Annotated in this window: 14 protein-coding genes; 11 read left to right on the forward strand and 3 right to left on the reverse strand. The window is 59.9% G+C overall.

The window, feature by feature from the left end; translation table 11 throughout:
- Window positions 1–53 precede the first annotated feature (53 nt).
- Genes ISP19_RS09025 through ISP19_RS09035 form a run of 3 tightly spaced genes read left to right on the forward strand, consistent with a single transcriptional unit; the run spans window position 54 to window position 3510 of the window.
- Window positions 54–1289 (forward strand): parallel beta-helix domain-containing protein, encoded by a 1236-nt coding sequence (locus tag ISP19_RS09025; RefSeq protein ID WP_204681034.1) that lies wholly within the window; start codon window positions 54–56, stop codon window positions 1287–1289.
- The gene (locus tag ISP19_RS09030; protein ID WP_239556691.1) at window positions 1286–2455 is read left to right on the forward strand and encodes an SO2930 family diheme c-type cytochrome; all 1170 of its coding nucleotides are present in this window, start codon (window positions 1286–1288) and stop codon (window positions 2453–2455) included. The genes ISP19_RS09025 and ISP19_RS09030 overlap by 4 nt, the downstream gene beginning before the upstream one ends.
- Before the next feature lie 2 nt (window positions 2456–2457).
- Window positions 2458–3510: an NAD-dependent epimerase/dehydratase family protein gene (locus ISP19_RS09035; protein WP_204681035.1), complete on the forward strand. Its 1053-nt coding sequence runs from the start codon at window positions 2458–2460 to the stop codon at window positions 3508–3510.
- Window positions 3511–3542: 32 nt separating this feature from the next.
- Here ISP19_RS09035 and ISP19_RS09040 read toward each other — a convergent pair whose 3' ends face one another.
- Window positions 3543–4220 (reverse strand): TetR/AcrR family transcriptional regulator, encoded by a 678-nt coding sequence (locus ISP19_RS09040; RefSeq protein WP_204681036.1) that lies wholly within the window; start codon window positions 4218–4220, stop codon window positions 3543–3545.
- A gap of 83 nt (window positions 4221–4303) precedes the next feature.
- Here ISP19_RS09040 and ISP19_RS09045 point away from each other — a divergent pair, with 83 nt between their 5' ends.
- The 7 genes from ISP19_RS09045 (at window position 4304) to ISP19_RS09075 (ending at window position 13906) form a co-directional block, all read left to right on the forward strand.
- A complete protein-coding gene (locus ISP19_RS09045; RefSeq protein WP_204681037.1) occupies window positions 4304–5932 on the forward strand; it encodes a xylulokinase in 1629 nt (542 codons plus the stop codon).
- On the forward strand, window positions 5929–6594 hold the full coding sequence (locus ISP19_RS09050) for a class II aldolase/adducin family protein (protein ID WP_204681038.1): 666 nt from the start codon (window positions 5929–5931) through the stop codon (window positions 6592–6594). The genes ISP19_RS09045 and ISP19_RS09050 overlap by 4 nt, the downstream gene beginning before the upstream one ends.
- On the forward strand, window positions 6591–8066 hold the full coding sequence (locus tag ISP19_RS09055; RefSeq protein ID WP_204681039.1) for an aspartate aminotransferase family protein: 1476 nt from the start codon (window positions 6591–6593) through the stop codon (window positions 8064–8066). The genes ISP19_RS09050 and ISP19_RS09055 overlap by 4 nt, the downstream gene beginning before the upstream one ends.
- A gap of 5 nt (window positions 8067–8071) precedes the next feature.
- A complete protein-coding gene (locus ISP19_RS09060) occupies window positions 8072–8698 on the forward strand; it encodes a class II aldolase/adducin family protein (RefSeq protein WP_204681040.1) in 627 nt (208 codons plus the stop codon).
- Window positions 8699–8746: 48 nt separating this feature from the next.
- Window positions 8747–9934 (forward strand): MFS transporter, encoded by a 1188-nt coding sequence (locus ISP19_RS09065; protein WP_204681041.1) that lies wholly within the window; start codon window positions 8747–8749, stop codon window positions 9932–9934.
- Window positions 9935–9995: 61 nt separating this feature from the next.
- Window positions 9996–12473 carry a TonB-dependent receptor gene (locus tag ISP19_RS09070; RefSeq protein WP_239556692.1) on the forward strand — a complete coding sequence of 826 codons (2478 nt, stop codon included), beginning with the start codon at window positions 9996–9998 and terminating at the stop codon, window positions 12471–12473.
- 17 nt (window positions 12474–12490) lie between these two features.
- Window positions 12491–13906: a coniferyl aldehyde dehydrogenase gene (locus tag ISP19_RS09075; RefSeq protein ID WP_204681043.1), complete on the forward strand. Its 1416-nt coding sequence runs from the start codon at window positions 12491–12493 to the stop codon at window positions 13904–13906.
- A 204-nt stretch (window positions 13907–14110) separates the two neighbouring features.
- Here the strand turns inward: ISP19_RS09075 and ISP19_RS09080 are convergent, their stop codons facing one another.
- Together ISP19_RS09080 and ISP19_RS09085 are read right to left on the reverse strand one after the other, a co-directional pair.
- On the reverse strand, window positions 14111–14587 hold the full coding sequence (locus ISP19_RS09080; protein ID WP_204681044.1) for a hypothetical protein: 477 nt from the start codon (window positions 14585–14587) through the stop codon (window positions 14111–14113).
- 7 nt (window positions 14588–14594) lie between these two features.
- Window positions 14595–19118 (reverse strand): RHS repeat-associated core domain-containing protein, encoded by a 4524-nt coding sequence (locus tag ISP19_RS09085; protein ID WP_204681045.1) that lies wholly within the window; start codon window positions 19116–19118, stop codon window positions 14595–14597.
- 715 nt (window positions 19119–19833) lie between these two features.
- On the opposite strand from ISP19_RS09085, the gene ISP19_RS09090 reads away from it, so the two are divergent.
- Entirely contained in the window at window positions 19834–20991 is a 1158-nt protein-coding gene (locus ISP19_RS09090; RefSeq protein ID WP_239556709.1) for an IS4 family transposase, read from the forward strand.
- Window position 20992 lies beyond the last annotated feature (1 nt).

Genomic DNA, 20992 nt, shown 5'->3' on the forward strand with positions numbered 1-20992 from the left:
CCTTGCGGGACAGTGCATTCGTGCGCGCCCTGAGGCGCTAGGGAGATCCGACCATGCGCAAGATCTGCACGCTGATCGCTACTGCATTGTTGCTGGCCGCCTGCGGCCACCAGCAGAGCGCGACGCAGAGCCAGGGCGATGTGTCGTTCGAAGGCCAACTGGAACAGCAATTGCTGGATGCCAAGCCCGGCAGCGTGATCGACATCCCGGCCGGCCATTACTCGCTCAAGCGCGGCCTTAGCCTGCGCACAAATGGCGTGACGATCCGCGGCGCCGGCATGGACAAGACGGTGCTGTCGTTCAGGGGCCAGGTAGTGGGTCCGGAAGGGCTGCTGGTGAATGCCGATGATTTCACCATCGAGAACCTGGCCATCGAAGACACCATGGGCGATGCGCTGAAGATCAACCAGGGCAGGAACATCACCATCCACGGCGTGCGCATTGCATGGACCGACGGCCCCAAGACCACCAATGGCGCTTACGGCCTGTATCCGGTCAAGACGCAGAACGTGCTGGTGGAAGATTCCGTGGTGATCGGCGCGTCGGATGCCGGGATCTATGTCGGCCAGTCGAACAATATCGTCGTGCGCCGCAATCGTGCGGAACAGAACGTGGCCGGTATCGAGATCGAAAATTCGGTCAACGCGGATGTATACGACAACACCACCACCAAGAACACCGGCGGCATCCTGGTGTTCAACATGCCCAATCTGTCACTGGCCGGGCATTCCACGCGTGTCTTCCACAACAAGGTGTACGCCAACAACACCGGAAACTTCGCCAAAAAAGGCGCAGCGGTCGCCAGCGTGCCGGCGGGGTCGGGCATCGTGGTGAACTCCAACGACAAGGTGGAGATCTTCGACAACGACATCGCTGACAATCAAACCGCCAGCATCATCATTTCCAGCTACTTCTCCACCAACTACTACAACACCAGCGGCGTCGCCGCCGATTACAACCCTTATCCAAAGGGCATTTATGTTTACGGCAATCGCATCACCGGCGGTGGCGACTCGCCTGATGGACTGAAATTGAAAACACTCAAGGCGGCGGTCTACGGCCTCACCGGCAAATTTCCCGACGTCGTGTGGGATGGTTATGCCGATCCCAAGGATCTCGTCAACGGTTTGTCACCACCGGACGATCGCATCTGCATCCAGGATGTGAACGGCGTACTCGATATCGACGGCCCGCACAGCTACAAGAATCCCAGTACCGATACCAAGGCTTATCAATGCACCCTGCCCAAGTTGCCGCCGGTGGTGCTGAATCCGGAGCCGAAGGTTTGAGCGTTACGTCGATGCCGATGAAGATGTGGATACGCGGACTGTTGTTGCTGGCCTTGTTGTGCCTGTCGGCCTGTCACCACGGGATGGATCCGGTCGCATTTCATGCGGATGGCTACCCGCCCAGGTTGAGCGACTGGCATGTGGTGGAAGCACGCGACGGCGTATTGCAGCTGAACCAGGGCGTGATGCCTTACGAGCTCAATACGCCGCTGTTCACCGATTACGCGCACAAGCTGCGCACGATCTGGATGCCCAAGGGCGTGTCGGCCAGGTACAACCCCACCGACACCTTCGACTTCCCGGTCGGCACCATCATCAGCAAAACCTTCTTCTATCCGTTGCCGAAAGGTGAGGCACGCAACGCCACCGATATCGCACGCACCTACGACACCAGCCGCGATTTCTCGGGACAAGGCTTGAACCTTGCCAACGTGCATCTGGTCGAGACGCGCCTGCTTGTACGTCGCGCGAATGGCTGGGTCGCCATTCCCTATGTCTGGAACGCCGAGCAGACCGACGCCATGCTGGCACGCACCGGCGATGTGCAGGCGCTGACCCTGGTGAGCGACGACGGCGCGCGCGAGAACTTCAACTACGTCGTGCCCGACCAGAGCCAGTGCGCAAGCTGTCACGCACACGACCTGACCACCCATGCATTGCAACCGATCGGGCCGAAGGCACGTCATCTCAATCGCGACTACCGTTATGCCGATGGCGACGAGAACGAACTGGCGCATCTGGTGCGCGTCGGCTATCTCACCGGCGCGCCCGATCCTGCGGATGCGCCGCGCAATGCAAACTGGATGGACTCGCACGCCTCGCTGGACGCGCGCGCACGGGCGTACCTCGACATCAATTGCGGTCACTGCCATAACCCGAAGGGCGCGGCCAACACCACCGGCCTGACGCTGGATATCACCACCGCGGAAGACCGGCACATCGGCATCTGCAAGCCGCCGACAGCGGCCGGTCAAGGTACCGGCGATCATCTGTTCGACATCGTGCCGGGCCATCCGGACGATTCCATCCTGCCCTACCGGCTCAGTTCCGCCGTGCCCGGCACGATGATGCCCGAGCTGGGACGCAGCACCGTACATCAGGAAGGCGTCGCGCTGATCGAGGCGTGGATTGCCTCGTTACCCGGACAATGCGTGGTGATTCATTAGATATGACAGAAACGGCATTGGTAACCGGCGGTAGCGGCTTCGTGGCCAGCCACCTGATCCTGCAACTCTTGCAGAACGGCAGTGTGGTTCACGCCACCGTGCGCAATCTCTCCCACGAGGCCAAGCTTCGCCCGCTGCGCCAGTTGCAACAGCTCTATCCGGAACGCTTGCGCTTATTCGAAGCCGACTTGCTGAAGTCCGGCTCGTTCGATGCGGCCATCCACGGCTGTACGGTCGTTCACCATGTCGCCTCGCCCTTCCTGCTGCCGGAGAAGATCAAGGACGGCAGGCAGCAAATGCTGGAACCGGCCCTGCACGGCACGCGGAACGTGCTCGAAAGCGTGAATCGCTGCAAGGATGTGAGGCGTGTGGTGATGACCTCGACGGTCGGCGCCATCTTCGGCGATTACATCGATGTGCTGGACATGAAGGATCGGACGCTGTCGGAGAACTACTTCAACACCAGCAGCACGATCGAAAACAACCCTTATCACTACGCCAAGGTCGAAGCCGAAAAAGAAGCGTGGCGAATGTGCCGCGCGCAGGATCGCTGGAGCCTGGTCGCCATCAATCCGGGCATGATTCTCGGCCCCTCGATCACCCCGGCCTCGGATTCGGGCAGCCTGTTTCTGCTCGACGAGATGTTCAAGGGCTATTTCTTCTATGGCATGCCCAATTTAAGCCTGACGACGGTGGATGTCCGCGAGGTCGCCAAGGCGCATATCAATGCGGCGCGCCTGCCGGCAGCGCAGGGGCGCTACATCCTCGCCGAGAAACAGATGATCTCCTTCGTGGAGATGTCGAAGATCGTCCGCCCGATTCATCGACGCCCATGGCTGCTGCCGAAACATCAGGTACCCGACACGGTGGTCAGGCTGATCGGACCCTTCTTCGGCCTGACCCAGGATTACATCCGCAAACACCTCGGCATTCGCTTCAAGGTGGATAACCGCCGCAGCATCAGCGAGCTCGGCATCAGCTACCGGCCGATCGACCAGACCCTGCACGAACACTATCGCAGCTGGGCCGAGCAGCGCGCGGGCGGCGCGCGGTGAGGCGATGCGGGAGATACCTGCGGCGATATCGCTTAGCGCGCCGCACTGGCCTGCAAGCGTCCGATGTGACTGGCCAGGCTCGCCGCCACCAGCCGCATGACCGCTGGCGCATCGAGCGAGGGATCGTCGAACAGCATTTCCAGCGCGGCGAAAGCCATGCTGTCGGCGACCCGGCTGATCAGTTGCAACTCGCCCAGCGGCACCTCGGGAAAGGCCTGGCGCAGGCGTGCGGTCGCCTGCGCCGCCACCTCACCGGCCGATGCCAGCCGCACATCCTGCAACATGGGAATCGCGCGCAGCGCGCGCATGATCCAGATGCCGCCGGTGGCCTGGCGCGTGACCTCGTAGGTTTCCAGCAACAGACCGGTCAATGCTTCTTCCAGCGCGGTCGCCGAGGCGAACGCCGCGGGCGTCAGCCATTGATCGAGCAGCGCATTCTGCCGCTGCATCAGGCGCAGCCCCAGTTCGTGCAGCAAGGCGTATTTGTTCGGGAAATAACGGTACAGCGCGGGTGGCGACAGCCCGGCGCGCTGGCAAACCAGGTTGGTGCTGAGCTGCTCGAAGCCCACTTCGGCCAGCACCTGCGCGGTCACGTCCAGCAAGTGTTCGTAGGTTTCGGCGGCGCGCGATTGCGCGGGAGTCACCTTGGGCGCCAGGTCGAGCTTGGGGGGCTTGGCGCTGCGGCGGGGCCGCTTGGTTGGGGCTGGCACGGAACGCGGGTCCTTCGGCTATTGCGCGAATTATAGCGACAACTATATTGTAGCTAATACTAGCTTTTGGGGAGCCGGTCTTCATGCCCAGCGTGCCGCCAGCCATTACGCCGTCCCGCAACGAACGCCTGGTATTGGCGGTCGATCTGGGCACGTCCGGCTGCAAGGTGGCGCTGATCGGCATGGACGGCAGCGTGCTGGCCTGGACCTTCCGCCCGGTGGCCCTCCATCTGGTCGACGAACTCGGCGTCGAACAGGACCCGCAGGACTGGTGGCACGCCTTTGTCGATGGCGCACAGGAACTGCTTACCGCCGACACACGCCGCCGCCGGCACGTGGTGGCGGTGTGCTGTTCCACGTTCGGCGAATGCACGATTCCGGTGGATAAGCATGGCAACGCGCTCACCCGCGCCATGCTGTGGGTCGACATGCGCGGCGCCGAGGCAATCCGCCGGCGCGCGCGGCGCGGACGGCTGAACATCCAGGGCTATGGCCCGCTGCGGCTGGCGCGCTGGCTGCGCCTCACCGGCGGTGCGCCGTCGCTGTCCGGCAAGGATCCCGCCGGACACATCGCCTGGCTCTACGATCACCAGCCGTCACTGGTCGAGCGCACCAGCAAATTTCTCAATGCGCTCGACTTCATGAATCTGCGCCTGACCGGCCGGTTTTGCGCGACCTACGATTCGGCCCTCACCACTTGGGCAACTGACAATCGCGATCTGGCGCAGGTGCGTTACGACGCCAGACTGCTGCGTCAGCTCGGCATTGAGCGCGAGAAGCTGCCCGAACTGGTGCATTCGACCGACGTGATCGGCCCGCTGCTGCCGGCGGTTGCCGAAACACTGGGGCTCGCACCCGACACCCAGGTCATCGCCGGCGCCATCGACAATTCCGCTGCCGCGATTGGTGCAGGTACGGTGCGCGATGGCGAGCTGCATCTGTATCTGGGCACCTCGTCCTGGCTGGGTGCGCACATGGCACAGAAGCGCACGCGCATCAGCACCTTCATCGCCTCGTTGCCGTGTGCACAACGCGACCGCTATCTGGCCATGGCGATGCAGACGACGGCGTGCGGCAACCTGTCGTTTCTGCGCGACCGTATTCTGTTTCATGCCGATGAGTTGCTGGTTGACGATCCGCGCACGGACGTCTATCCGCTGCTCGACCGCATCGCCGATCGTGTGCCGCCGGGATCGCGCGGCCTGATCTACATGCCGTGGCTGCTGGGCGAACGCACGCCGGTGGACGACCGCCATCTGCGGGCCGGCCTGTTCAATCTCTCGCTGGAACACACCCGTGAAGACATGATCCGCGCCTTCCTTGAGGGCGTGGCTTTGAATACGCGCTGGATGCTCGAACCGATGCTGGATTTCGTCGCCGGCCGACGCGGCGCCGCGATCACCATTGTCGGTGGCGGCGGCCAGTCGGATGTGTGGTGCCAGATGATCGCGGATATCACCGGCATGGTGATCCAGCAGCCGCAAGCACCGATCCAGGCGAATGCGCTGGGCGCGGCCTTCATTGCCGGCATCGGCCTGGGTGAGCTGTCGTTCCAGGATGTGCCAGCGCTGTGCCGGCATCGCCATCGCTTCGAACCGCGCCTGGCGCTGCGCCAGCTGTACGACGACTGCTTCGCCACCTTCAAGCAATTGCATCGGCAGCTCGCACCGCTCTATCGCCGCCTCAATCAGCACCGGAGTCCGCCGCGATGAAGTTTCTTTCCATCCGTCAGCGCGTGGTGGAGATGAGTGTGCTGCTGGCCGATCGCGGCTACTTCGCCGCGACCGGCGGCAACCTCGCCTTGCGTGTCGACGAGGAGCACATGGTGGTGACACCATCGGCCGTCGATTACTACCAGATGGGGCCGGAGGACATCTGCGTGCTGCGCCTGCACGACCTGGGCAAGGTCGACGGTGAGCGCAAGCCCTCGGTGGAAAGCGGCATGCATGCGCAAGTGCTGCGCAAGCGCACGGATTGTCTCGCCAGCATCCACACGCACCAGCCGGCGGCAAGCGCGTTGAGCCTGCTGGGTCAGGCGCTGCCCGTACAGGGTGCGGAACAGCAGGCGCTGCTTGGACCGCAGGTCCTGATCGCCGGCTATGCACCATCGGGCACCAGCTGGCTCTCCAGCAAACTCCGCCGCGTACTGCGCCAGGACGTCAACGCCTATCTGTTGCGCACGCACGGCGCGATCTGCTGCGGCAGCAGTCCTGAGCGTGCATTGCAGGCCATCGCTGCGCTGGAAGCACTGGCCGTCACCCATCTGCGCGAACGCCTGGTGGCACGTGCAGCGCTCGCCGTGCCCGAGCACACCGCGCTGCAAAAGTTGATCGCCACGCTCGACGCGCAACCCGTGCAGGAGTTAATCGCATGAATTTCAATCAGGCCTCCACCGTACTTGCAACAAACAGCGCCGTATCGCAATGGCCGGATACCGACGCGCTTTACCATCGCTTCGATGCGCTGGTGAAGCAACCGATGCGTCCGCTGAAGCGCGACGCGATGCAACAGGTGCTCAACTATTTCGAGCAGCGCTGCCAGGGCTCCAAGCGTCTGGCCGAACAGGCCAAGCACGTGATTCCCGGTGGCGTGCAGCACAACCTCGCTTTCAATTATCCGTTCCCGCTCGCCGTCACCCAGGTCAACGGCGCGCACATGACGGACGTGGACGGCAATCGCTACACCGACTTTCTGCAGGCGGGCGGTCCGACCCTGCTTGGTTCGAATGACCCGGGCGTGCGCGCAAAGGTGCTGGCGCTGCTGGAAGCATGCGGCCCAGTCACCGGCCTGCTGCACGAATACGAGATCAAATTGGCCGAGCTGGTCTGCGATGCCATGCCCGGCGTCGACATGTTGCGCATGATGGGCTCGGGCACCGAGGCGGTGATGGGCGCCATCCGCCTGGCGCGTGCATACACCGGCAAGAAACGCGTGATCAAGATCGGCGGCGGCTACCACGGCTGGAGCGATCAAATGGTCTACGGCATGCGCCTGCCAAACACCGGGCGCATGGAAGCGATCGGCATTCCGCGCGGCGCGACCGCCGGCACGCAGGAAAGCCTGCCGAACGACCTGGCAGCGATCCGGCGCAAGTTACAGTGGAACCGATTGCGTGGCGGCACCGCCGCGATCATCGTCGAACCGTTTGGTCCCGAAAGCGGCACACGCCCGGTCACCAAGGACTTCAACGCACAACTGCGTCGCCTGTGCGACGAGTTCGACACCTTGCTGATCTTCGACGAAGTCGTCACCGGCTTCCGCGCCGGCATGGGCGGTGCGCAAGCCTATTTCGACGTCAAGCCGGATCTCACCATCCTCGGCAAGTGCCTGACCGGCGGTTATCCGATGGCCGGCGCGATCGGCGGCAAGCGCGACATCATGATGATGCTGGTCGGCGGTATCGGCACCACCAGCAAACGCGCTTTCGTCGGCGGCACGCTCACCGCCAATCCGCTGTCCTGCGCCGCCGGTTATTTCGCCTTGCAGGAAATCCAGCGCACCGATGCCGCGGCAAAAGCCGGCCGCGCCGGCGATCGCCTGCGCCAGGGCCTGGAGCAGATCATCGAACGTCTCGGCCTGCCGTATGTCGCCTACAACATGGGCTCGATCGTGCACCTGCAGACATCCGGCGTGCTGCTGCTGGACACCAGCAACCTGCTCAAGCTGGTACGTGCAAGAAACGAAGCCAGGCAACGCCGGCACATGATGGAGGAAATGGGTGCCGCTTACGCCGCGCATGGCCTGATCACTCTGGCGGGTAGCCGCATCTACACCAGCCTGGCCGATACCGACGATGTGATCGACGACGCCATCAACCGTTTCGAAGACGTGTTCAAACAGGTGTAGTGCCGATGCCGTTCGCCAGCCTTGAAGACGCGATCCACCGCCTGGACGGCAAGCATCTGCTTGGCGCGGATGCCAGCGTTTCGGTGCGCCTGCCCGGCACGCAAGACATCTTGCTCGGCACGCCGGGGCAAGCGTCCGTGCGCGTATCGCTGGCTGCCGCGGATGGCCAACACGCGTGGCATGCTGCGGTTTATCGCGCGCGTCCCGACGTGGGCGCGATTGCGCTGGGCGGCGGCGTCTATGGCCGCGCGCTCGGTGATTTCGGCGGCAAGCTGCCGCAAGTATTCGATGAACAGGCGCGGCATCTGGGGCGCACGGCCTTGGCATTGCGCGACATGGCCGGCGATCCCGCGGCCAGTGCCGAACACTGCCTCGCCACCGGCGGCAACGCCTGGAGCTGCGGCCAGACGCTGCTGGTGTTCGGCAGCACCACGCAACGGCTGGTGCTCAATGCCGAATTGCTGGAGAAATGCGCCAAGGCTTATGTGCTGGCGGCGGCAAGCGGCGCCGCTGTGCATACCTTGCCATGGTGGGTTTGCCACATCGCCAACGGTCGACTGAAGAAGGATCAACGCCGCGCGATGGAACGTTTCGCCCAAGGATTGCTACCCGAAGAAGTGAAAGGCTACTGAGGAGCGCAGCATGCATCGGCATCACATGCACCACGGCAGGACCCGCCCATGACGACATCGGTGTCGATCGCTTTTCGACGCTCGGAAATCGTCGCGGCCCTGGCCGTGGGTTGTGTCGCGCTGATGATGCTCGGCCTGCAACCGGCCTTGCTGGGCGATCTCATCGAGCAGCACCGCATTTCGCTGGAAGGGGTCGGCATCGTTGCGATGGGCGAAATCTTCTCACTCGGCATCGGTGTGGTGCTGGCCGAGAAATTCCTGCCACTGGATCGGCTTCGCCCGGTGGCCGTGCTCGGCAGCCTGCTGCTGGTGACGGTGAATCTGCTTACGCTGATGGTGCATGGCGATGCAGCCTGCGTCGCCATGCGTATAGCGGCGGGCTTGCTCGAAGCGAGTCTGTTCTGGATCACCACCGTGGTGATCGTGCGTTCGCGCGAACCGGATCGCCTGGCCGGCATTTTCCTCACCGCACAGACCCTCACACAGGCGTTGGTGGCACTCGCGCTCGCACGGCTCCCACTGCATGTACTGGGCTGGCAGGCGGGCTTTATCGTGCTTGCGGCAGTCTGCATTACCCCGCTGCTGGTGACCGCGCGACTGCCCCGGCAGGTCGGTACGCATAGCGATGCGATCATGCCGTCGGTGGTGTCATGGCGCGGGTTCTTTGCCCTGCTCGTGCCGTTTGCGCATTTGAGCGCGATCGGTACGCTCTGGGCGTATCTGGAACCGTTGAGCAAGCATGCGGGCATCGTCGGCAGCAATGCCGATGCGCTGGTCGCGCTGGTATTGCTGATGCAGGTGATCGGCGGCAGCATCGCCGCGATGGCGGTGCGCCGTTGGCGGGTAGGGCCGACCCTGGTGTTCAGTGCGATGGTGATTGTGGCCATCGGCATCGCCATGCACCGGCTGACCTGGCCCGATCCATGGGGCTTCGCGGCGCTGTGCGCGGTGTTCGGGTTTGCGTGGCTGTTCCAGATGCCGTTTCACATCCGGCTGGCGTTCGATATCGATCCGCGTGGACGCATTGCCTTGCTGGTGCCGGCAGCTCAATTGCTGGGCTCCGGCTTTGGTCCGCTCGCGGCTTCTTTTAGCGTGCACGGCGAAGACGTTCAGCGCATACCGCTGATCGCGGCGGGGTTCGCGGTGTGCGTGGTGGTGGCATTGCTGTTGGTGAAGTATCGCGCTCCTTCCGGCAAGGGGAGTGGCATTTTGGCCGGAGGCGAGCACTTCAAATAAACGAGATGCATCGGCCTCGGCGGCGATGCGATTCGATAAAGCAAGGGGAGACAACATGACGATGCGGCAACGTACTCTATCCAGGTGTATGCGCCAGGCCATGTTCGGCGGTGCTGCGCTGTTTCTGTGCGCGCTGTGGTCGGCCAGCGCCGAAGGCGCCGGACAGGACGCCAGCAACAATCCGCCCGCGGCCAAACCGGCCGCGAGCAAATCGGCAGCCGATGCAAGCAAGGCCAAGCTGCTGGGTGATATCACCGTGACGGCGCAAAGCCGCTCGCAGCAAATGGAACAGGTGCCGATTCCGCTGCAGATTCTCACCGCACAGCAGATCGACACGCAGGCGGCGACCGACCTGAGCAAGATTTCCCTGTTCGTGCCCGGACTGGTGGTGGATGGCAGCCAGCCGACGCAGCCGAGCTATTCCTTGCGCGGTATCAGCACCAGCGATTTCGGCATCGGTACCGAATCGGCCGTCGGTGTGTATATCGACGGTGTTTATGCCGCGCGCTCCGGTGGTGCCTTGCTGGCGTTCAACGACATCGATCGCATCGAAGTGCTGAAGGGTCCGCAGGGCACGCTGTTCGGACGTAACGCGGCGGGTGGTGCGATCTCCATCGTCACCAACGAACCAAGCGACAAGTTCGAAGGCAAGGTGCTGGTGCGTTATGGCAACGACGGCGAGCGTTACGAGACGGCGCTGGTCAACATTCCACTTAACAAGGACATGGCGCTGCGCGTCAGCGTGCTGGACAACCAGAGCGACGGCTGGATCAAGGATCAGGCTACCGGTCAGCACTACGGCAGGAATGACGACTGGGGCAGCCGCTTCGTCTATCGCTGGAATATCACGCCCGACACGCGCCTGCTCTGGTCGTGGGATCACGAGCGGCTCGATCAGCCGCCGCAGCCGGCGATCGGACTTGTCCCCCTGTCCAACAACATTTACCAACGCCCACCGTTTCCGCCCAATCCGCAAACCTATATCAATCCGCTGACCGCGCCGTTGTACAACGATGCGATCAGCGCAGCCGAGTGGCGGCACTTCGATGGTTCGACGCTGATCATCGATCACTCGTTTGCCTGGGGCAGCCTCACCTCGACTACCGCCTGGCGGCATTTCAATACCTACAACGCCGAAGACAATGACGGCACCGATCACGTCGTCAGCTATCTGGCCACGACCAATATCGAGCACAACAACAGCTACTACCAGGAATTCAAACTGTCCGGCGACAACGACCTGATGGATTGGGTGTCGGGCGTGAGTTTCTATTCCGAACAGGCGCGCCAGACCAGCCAGGTCAACACCAACACCTACAGCCTGGACACGCTGGCACAGAACGTCCAGGGCGTCGGCCTGCCGCTCACCGAAATCACGCAAGGCTTGCAGGCATTTGGCCTGCCCTACAATTTGCTCGGCGATCCGTGGCAAGAGGAAATCAATAACGTCGGCCAGTTCAAGGCTTATGCCGCGTTCGGCGACGTGATCTGGCATCTCAGCGACAATCTCGACCTGACCACCGGCCTGCGTTACACCGAAGACCAGAAATACTTCACCTGGTATACACCACCACGCCAGGCCACTGCCTTCGACCAGACCATCGCCGAACTGATGTCGACCGGCATCTACAACCTGCTGCCGCCGGATGCACAGGAGGCACTGGAAGCCTTCGGTCACAACATCGTCTTTCCCAATGACGTCGGCCAATGGGTGCAGGCGCAACACAGCTGGCACGACTTCAGCCCGCGCGCCGTGCTGAGCTACAAGTTCACGCCGAACGTGATGGCCTATATGTCGGTGACCAAGGGCTACAAGGCAGGCGGCTACAACAGCCTGCAGGTCGGTTCGCTGTATGCGCCGGAAAAGGTGTGGAACTACGAGGGCGGCGTCAAAGCCGTGTTCCCGGACTACAACCTGCTGTTCAACGCGTCGGCCTACTACTACCGCTATACCAACCTGCAATCGTCGGTGCTCAATCCGAACTACTCCGGTTCCGGCGTGCCGTTCTACGAGGTGATGACCAGCGACCAGCACGCTCACGGCGTGGATCTGGAGGCGCAATGGCAGCCAACGCGCGCCGTGCGCCTGAACTTCACCTCGGCCTATATCGACAGCTCCTATATCAGCGGCATTTCCACCTCGGGCGTGAACCTGGCCGGACAGCCGACCGGCGAGCCGCTCTTCTCGGCCACCGCCGGCGCAGACTACACCTGGTTCGGCATTTATAACGGCAACCTGGAATTGAACTTGCAGTACGCCTATCGCGGTCCCACACGCTGCAATGCCGACTCCGGCATCCAGGGCACCTGCCTGACCACGCCGTTGTTTACCGTCGGCACCTCCACCCAGCGTACGGATGCGCGCCTGGATTGGCATACTCCCGACGAGCGCTGGGGCGTAGGCCTGTATGTGAACAATATGTTCAACAAGCGCTACGTGGTCAGCATCGGCAACGACAGCACCGAAGACTTCGGCACGCCGTATGCAGTCATTACGCCTCCGCGGGTATATGGTATTGAGCTGAGAACCAAGTTCTGAGCGATGAGGACACCCCTATGAACCTGCCTGATCGTCTCGACCTGCCCAGCGAACTGAAGCGTCTGCGCGAAGTGCAGACGCAGCATCCGTTGCCCGACTGGAGCGTTCGCGCGCGACGCCTGCGTGCACTCGAAGCGGTGGTCCGTGATCATCGCAGCGAGATCGCCGATGCCATCCACGCCGACTTCGGCTGCCGCCCGCGCGAAGAAACCGACATGCTGGAAGTCTTCCCCAGCCTTTCGGCGATCCGCCACGCGCTGAGCCACGGCCGCCGCTGGATGAAGCCCAGGCGTGGACTGGCCAGCCTCGCCTTCCTGCCCGCACGTACCGAAATGCGCCCGCAACCGCTGGGCGTGGTGGGCATCATCGTGCCGTGGAATTACCCGCTGTTCCTGGCCGTGGGCCCGCTCGTCGATGCGCTCGCGGCAGGTAATCGCGCGATGGTGAAGATGAGCGAATACACGCCGCGCTTCTCCGCGTTGTTCGCCGATCTGGTCGCGCGTCATTTCCAGCCCGACGAAGTGCTGGTGGTCAACGGCGATGCCGCCGTCGGCCAGGCCTTCGCCGGCCTGCCGTTCGATCATCTGCTGTTTACCGGATCGACCGCCGTCGGTCATCACGTCATGCGTGCCGCGTCGGCCAACCTGACGCCAGTCACACTGGAATTGGGCGGCAAGTCGCCTGCCATCATCGGCCCCGGCGCACGCTTCGAACATGCGGTGGAACGCATCGTGTTCGGCAAGATGGTCAACGCCGGACAGACCTGCATCGCGCCCGACTATGTCTTGCTGCCACGCGCAGATGTCGCGCGCTTCCAGACGGCGGCACGCGCCGTGGTCGCCCGCCTGTATCCGGATCTGGCCAACAACAAGCAATACGCCAGCATTGCGACCGACCGCCATTACCAGCGTCTGGCCAAGCTGCGCGATGAGGCGGTGAAAGCTGGCGCACAGGCGGCCAAACTGGCCAACATCGAGGATCGCCCCACCGAGCGGCTGCTTGCGCCCACCTTGCTCACGCAGGTGCAGGACGACATGCCCGTGATGCAGGAAGAGATCTTCGGCCCGCTGTTGCCACTGATCCCCTACGACCAACTCGACGAGGCGATCGATTACGTCTCGCGGCATCCGCGCCCGCTCGCGCTCTATCTGTTCGAGCAGGATCAGAACAGGATCGATCATGTCCTGGCGCGCACCCATGCCGGCGGCGTCAGTCTCAACGACACGCTCTACCACATCGCCCAGCACAACCTGCCCTTTGGCGGCGTGGGTCCGTCCGGCATGGGCGGTTATCACGGCGAAGCAGGCTTCCGCACGTTCTCGCACATGAAGCCGGTGTTCCATCAGGCGCGCGTCAACGGCACCGGCTTGCTTAACCCGCCTTATGGCAAACGTTTCCGGCAGATGCTGGAGATTCTGTTGCGGCGGGGTTGATCAGTCGCTGCGCGGTGAACCGAGGCGCATAAAAGACCTCCCTGCTCACACAGGGAGGTTTTTGTTTTCAGTGTGGGTGCGCGTCAACGGCACCGGCTTGCTTAACCCGCCTTATGGCAAACGCTTCCGGCAGATGCTGGAGATTCTGTTGCGACGGGGTTGATCAGTCGCTGCACGGGACCACTCCATCCACTAATTGAACGATTAATGGGTGGCCCCGATTCCCGCCCCCGAACCTGGACAATACACATCGCTATCTCTGCGCTTCGCCCAAGCAAGGCCGACGTAGTAAGTCGTAGCATTCTCACCGGGAACGGCATCGATTACGAGACTTCTTCCTGCTCTACAGAATCTGACGGTCGGCTCCGCGCTATTTCGCTGTGTAGTGTCCGCCAGTTGCCAGCCCAAGCCTGGTAACGCGCCTTCGTAATAGGACAAGATAGAGTTAGCTGTTTGGTAGGCCCGAAAATAACGGACTACGCGAATGGCGCTTCCGCGGTTAAGAACAGTTAGATTATCTACCGGCACATGTGCGGTGGGAATGGGAATGGATCCGAATTCGCGCACAAGTGCAACCGTTGCCGGCTCACCCGGCACTGGCCGGGCGTCATACCATTCCATCAACGAGGCAAATGCAAAGATCGCGATAAAAGGCAGCAGGTAGGAGAGGAACTTATTCATTGGCAGCTCAAGGTGAAGGTACGGGCGTATAGCTCAATCCTGGTCCAATCTGCCCAACCATGCCGGCATAGGAGCCTCCGCCGCTGGCTCCACCAAGTCCCACGCCCATTTCTATTGCTGTACCCGACCCGTTGTGAACAATGCCCCCTCCAACGAAATTGTAGTAGCTGAACGACTTTGATGGACCATCGACGAATCCATTGACACCAGCATTCGTTCCGGGGCACGGCGTAAGAAGATAACCGATGGATAAGTTGAATCCCCAGTTCTTTCCGCTGGCGGTGGATTTCGGCGAACCAAGGGCAAAACCTCCGTGTTGGAACACTGTTCCCGCCCTAGTAATGGTGCCGCCAAATTCAAAGACCGATGGCACCGTCACATTGAGGGTCACGTAGTCTGGACCGAACTGTGCCATTTGCATGCAGCCTTGAGCAGTTAGACCGGCGCAGAGATCGGTATCAGCTCTCAAACCAGATGGATCGATTGAGGCTGTAGGATTCCCGCCCACATAGGCATAAGTATTTACGCCCCCCCCAAGGCCGATCAAGTCCGATTCCAGGTACCGGCCGTCGCTTGAATCATAGTCGCGAAATCCGTTACTCCAATTCCCTGTATTTGAATCATAGACCTGGCCAGGCAGACCGATATCCACGTTCTGGATACCCTGCACCAAAATCGAACGATCAAACGCATAATTCAAACCCAGCCACACCATACTGCCATTAGTGTTTGTGATCTCCTCAGGGCGGCCCAAGTGATCGTCATGAAGGTAGTAGAGCGTGCTTTCATCGTTGATCAATGCCACCGGCTGTCCATCAAAATAGACGTAATAATTGATGTTAGCGGTATTTGACCCAGGCGCAACCGTGGCTTCACTGCTTAGTTCGCCACTCAAGCCGTAGCTGAATATCTGAAATCCACTTTCAGGGCCATCCAGCCACTTCCGCTGACCAAGCGCATTGTTAACGTATGACGTTGTACCTGCCGGATAAGCGGGACAGTCCCCATTGGTTTCACAGATACTGGCCGCTCCACTGCGAACAGCACTACTCAGGCGACCAAACCCGTCATAGCTGTAAGTGACATTCGTTCCGCTCGTAGCATACGACACCATGCTGACATTGCCGTTGGCGTTGTAGCTGTAGGTATTCTCGCCACGCGTCAACAAGTGGTTACTGGTCGAGGCTATAGTGATTGCTTCGGTGCCCGAATCGACCTGTGAAGCGCGGTTACCATTAGCATCGTAGGTCAACGCCAAAGGTGCCGGTCCCGACTGATTGGTCAGCCGATTAAGATTATCGTACGTATAATTCTGCGTAATGGTGCTGTAGACCTCGTTATTTATCCCGGTGATGAGATCCAAATCATTCCATGTATAAGCTTGGCTCTGAATGGCTGACGAACCATTCATGGAGCTGATCGATGTCAATCGCCCATCGTTATCGTACGTCAGAGTCCGTTGAATACCGGTACCGCCCCATGTCCAGCCTAAAGGCTGCCGCATCGCGTTGTACTTGGCCCCGTAGAGCACGGTCGCGCTTTGTCCATTGAACTGCACAGCGACGGATCCAACTTGGTCGTCCACCCAGCTGTAGTCGACTACGTAGACCCCACCCTCGGAGATCTGAACCAACCGCCTGATCCCATCGTAGGCGTAACTGGTTGTCGACGTTCCGAACAGACCATTACTCCACGTTCTGCTCGCCACATCACCCATGATGTCATAGGTATATGAAGTCGTCCCCGTAGAATCCGAAAACCCGCACAGATGACCGACGCCATAGGTACATGAGTCGTACGTATACGTATAGCCAAAGGTTTGGCCGCTCGCCGCTGCAGAAGTCAGGCGGTTAAGCGTGTCATAGGTGTAGGTGACACTATTACCATCGTTGGTTGTCTTGCTGGTCAAATGGCCGTATGCATCGTAGGCATAGCTCGTCGTTCCGGTGTCCGGACTCGTCAATGTCCAGAGTTGACCAAATCCGTCTCGCGCGTACTTAGTGACCAGCCCTCGCGGATCGGTAGTTTGAAGAGACTGATTGCCGTAATCGTACTCATGTACGGTGGTATGCCCTGCTGGATCAGTGACGTACTCCGGGCGACCATCCGAATCGTATTTGTAAGTTGTTGTATTACCAGCGGCATTGGTAACAGTTGAGACATTACCGTTCGGATCATAGGTAAGAGTGCTGCTTTGACCGTGATTACCATTGATGACAATGGGCCGACCCAGTTCGTCGTAAGAAGTGCTCGTCACAAGATCTGGCGAACTTATACCTTGCCTGGTCCAGCTTGTACCCGTCACATCTCCGTTGGCGTCGTAAGTATTGCTCGTCACGACGGCCGCCCCGGATGGACCGGTCCATGTCGAACTGGTCAACTTGAAATCGGCATCGTAAGCGTAGGTTGTAATCTCACCATCGGGCCGCTCGTATTCGGAAATTTGTCCGGAATTAGGGTCGTACTTATACCCACCTGTATTAGTGACTCCTCCGTAAGTGTGCGAGAAGGTGGTCAGCCTTCCTCGGGCGTCGTAGGTGTAGTCGACTACATTACCGTTAGGCGACGTAGTGGTTTGGGGCAGCCCTAGTCCAGTTAGATTGCTATAGGTGGTCGCTTGCCCCAACGCATTGGAGATGCCCGTAACATCGCCATAGGCATCGTAGGAATACGTGACGGTATTTGCCCCATTGAGTGATGGATAAGTCGTCGTCACGCTGGAAGCCATGCCGTTTGAATTCAGCGCATAGCGATAAGTCGTTGTTTGTGATTGATTCGCGACGCCATTACTCGTCAAATTGGTTTGCGTAACAGACGCAAGCCGTCCTTGAGCCGTGTATGTGAAGGTGGTCTGCAAGTACCCGACAACGGTGACAGAAAGCAGCCGATCAGTTGCGGGGGTCGAATCCCAGACGAAGTTTGTAACTCGCTGATATGCACCTGGGCTCTCGATCTTCTGCTGGATTTCGCCATTTGCAGCGTATGTATAGTCGACGACGTTACCGTCGTTGTCCGTTTCCGAAGATACGTTTTCGTTCGCATCGTAAGTGCGCGAACTAAGTGTTGCGGCGCAATGCGCGGAAGCCTGCCCGGTGATCGAAACGAGGTCCGATTTTGTGTTGAACTGGTAAACTGAAACATGACCAAGCGGATTGGTGACTGTAGCGACCGATCCCGTGCTGTTGCTGCTGTAACTGATCGAGGTCTGTTGAGTGCCATCCGCCATCTGAGTCTGGACAGCTTGCCCCTGGCTGTTATAACTCGTCTGATCGTGCAGCACACCGTTGTAAGCAACTCCTGTCAACGCCCAGAGGTAAGGGCCACCAGTAACGCCATCGTTATAGGTGTAGCTCACTGTGGTAGCGGGGGAACCGGGAAGCGTCGCCGAACGAAGCTCCCCAATGAGGAAACCTGGCTCGGTATAATTTACGCTACTCGATGGATCAACCATGCCGTAGGTGTAGGTATTGCCGGCCGGGTCGGTAACTGTCAGTTGGCGGTTGACGGTGTCGCTTCCCGCTTCCGACACATTGAAACTGGTGCTCAGCGTCACCGTTCGTCCCGATGTATGCGTCACGACAGTGGTGGTGGTGTTCGGGTACGTAAACGTCCAGCCTACGCCGGCCTGATCCTTGACTGACGACAACTGTACCTCTTCGCCGAGCCAAGCGTTGACAAGCTGGTTGCTGTAGGTCAGTACCTTGGAGTCTTCATCGTGAACGACATAAGATCCATCGCTGTTTCTAGTGAGCGTGGCGATGCCGTTATGAAGCTCATTGAAAGAGGCCGATCCATCCGCGTTCACTGTTCCGACGGAAAACTGCACAATCGATCCGTCCGGATGGATGAGAACCATTGGGCAAACACTGTTGGGCACGAACAACTGACAGTTCGACTGACCAAGATCGGCCATCAGCACATAGTCGAAGCTCGTCGTCCAGACACCCAGTCGAGTGTTGGTGCCTTGGTTGTAGTAGGAACTTGGACTGTAGTAGTTGGAGCTGTAGTACCGGGTGAATTGAAGCCCCATTTCGCCGGGAACCGCAAAGTCCGTCACCGACTCGACTTTGGTTCCCGAGCTCAGATCAACCGGATCACCTCCCGTTGGCTGTGGATCACATGGGGATTTCGTCTGATCAACGTTAGCGTTGACCGTAACCCTTGCAAGGGTCGGCACTCCCCCTGGGGATTTGCTGACTTGCAATGGCGGACCAATGTATTGCGAGGGAGACATACCGATGAAGGTGCTACCTCCCAGATCAATGATCGGATCCGGAGCACGGTTGGCGGTAACATTTACAGGTTGCCCTTGCGTGACGTCTCCGACGCCACCCCCGAAGCCCCCACCCGCTCCTGCACCACCACCCGCATCCGTAGAAGCCGGTGGACTGTCATCCTCGCCATAAACACCTCCTGAGCACACCAGCAGCGCCGCCGCAAGACAAACGAGGAACTTCGTCATTCCTGCGCCCATCGAACGTTTCCGCCGCGAGAACAAATTCTTGCGACACTGTGTGCCAATTCGGTCCATGATTTCCCCTGTACTAATCTCGTCTAAGTCGGCGATAAACAAACGGCGCTTACAAGATGGCTCGCACCATCTATCGAGTAAAACCGGGACAGCCTGATCCGCCCGATTTGTGTTTAATCGGCTTAATTTTGTCTTCGAAAAGACAGCATGGGCTGGCGACTAAAGAAGTAAAAACGTCGCCACAAGATAGGCTCCACCCATTGGATGGAAAAAATAGATTTCATTAGCTTTCCCCTGTTGCACTTGCTGCTCTGCTGAGCATGCGGATCGACCGGTTAAGTGCACGTGATGATCTGTTTGTGTGGCAGTAACAGCCTCGCTCGCATCAAACCATGTAGGATTTTTCCTACAAGACACTCGACCTAGAACCCCCAAAAGAAATCACGCATCACCGTCCCACTCGTATTAGCAGCGCACCGCAGAAGCATCCACGCGAGCCATTACCCCATTCGCCGCACCAGATCGCCCCGCCGTAAAAACGGCACACTGTTCCTCACGCAGTGTGCCGGGAAGCGATCCTACGGCACAGAGCAAAGGGGTCAGAACCTGAGGTTTCCCCACGTTTCACCCTGCTCAATCAACAAGTTGCGGCGATTCGAGGTGGCGAAACAGTGCGCGCATGGCGCATTCTTCAAAGCGACCAAGCCACAAAGAGTGCCGGCCCATGCGCGCAAGCTGAGTATTGCAGAAGTGTTTGTCCAATTCATTGAGTGCGATGCATGCGCTTCGTAAACAGGTATTACTCAAGTCCGTCGACGCATTAGTGCCGGGGCGGCGCCTGACACTCATAGACGTAGCCCGGTCTTGGCCGGATGCTCAACGCGTTCGAGCGCCGCTGAAGGCCTTTGACCGCCTGCTAAGTAGTCGGCATCTTCAAAATCACCGGGAGGCGATCTACGCGGACATGAGTCGTTGGCTTTTACGAGGTAAGCGGCCTGTAATCGTGATCGACTGGACAGATTTGAAGCCCGATAGATCCTGGTGTCTGTTGCGGGCAGCGGTACCTATTGGAGGGCGCACACTGCCGGTATTGGACATGGTTTTCCCCGGCAAAGCACAGGGCTCACCTCAAGCAGAGCGACGCTTTCTGCAGCGGCTAAAGTCACTGATACCCCCTTCGGTACGCCCGATTCTGGTGACCGATGCAGGTTATCGGACGCCCTGGTTCGAGGCAGTTTCGGCGATGGGCTGGGAGTGGGTGGGACGTTTGCGCGGCACGACACTGGTCAAGCCGCTTGATATTGAAGACCGTCCGGGAGAATGGGGGCCATGTCGTGCGCTTTATGAGCTTGCTGATCGAAAGCCACGCGAATTGCCGACGATGACGGTCAATCGTAGCCGCCCTTTGATTTGCCGTTGCGTGGTCTATCGTAAGGCCCCTCAGCGACGCAAAGATTGGACGCTCCAAGGCAGAGTTGCTCGAAACAAAGTCAGCCGGCAATGCGCGCGACGAGAAGCGGAGCCCTGGCTGTTGGTGGCCTCCCCGACACTCAGCATCTTGAGCGCACAACAACTGGTTCAGCTGTATGCACGTCGCATGCAGATCGAAGCTTCATTCCGCGACCTGAAATCACACCGTTATGGACAGGGCTTCGAAGACAGTCTCACGCGCATAGGGTCACGCCTGGAAGTCCTTCTATTGGTCAAAGCGCTGGCTGCTTTCTCGTGCTGGATAGCGGGAATGAGTTGCGAGGCAAAGGGCATCACACATTGGTTGTCGCCCATATTGACCGCGCGCAGGCTTTACTCAATCCTGCGCGTAGGCCGTGAAGCGTTGGTCAGAAGCTGGCCGTTTGAGCCTCTTCCGCTTTCGCTTCAGCGATTACGATTTCCACCATCACGTGTGCTCGATCACATGGCGGTGATGACATGAA

It is taken from the genome of Dyella flava (assembly GCF_016904955.1).
In the GTDB taxonomy this organism is placed as follows: domain Bacteria; phylum Pseudomonadota; class Gammaproteobacteria; order Xanthomonadales; family Rhodanobacteraceae; genus Dyella_B; species Dyella_B flava.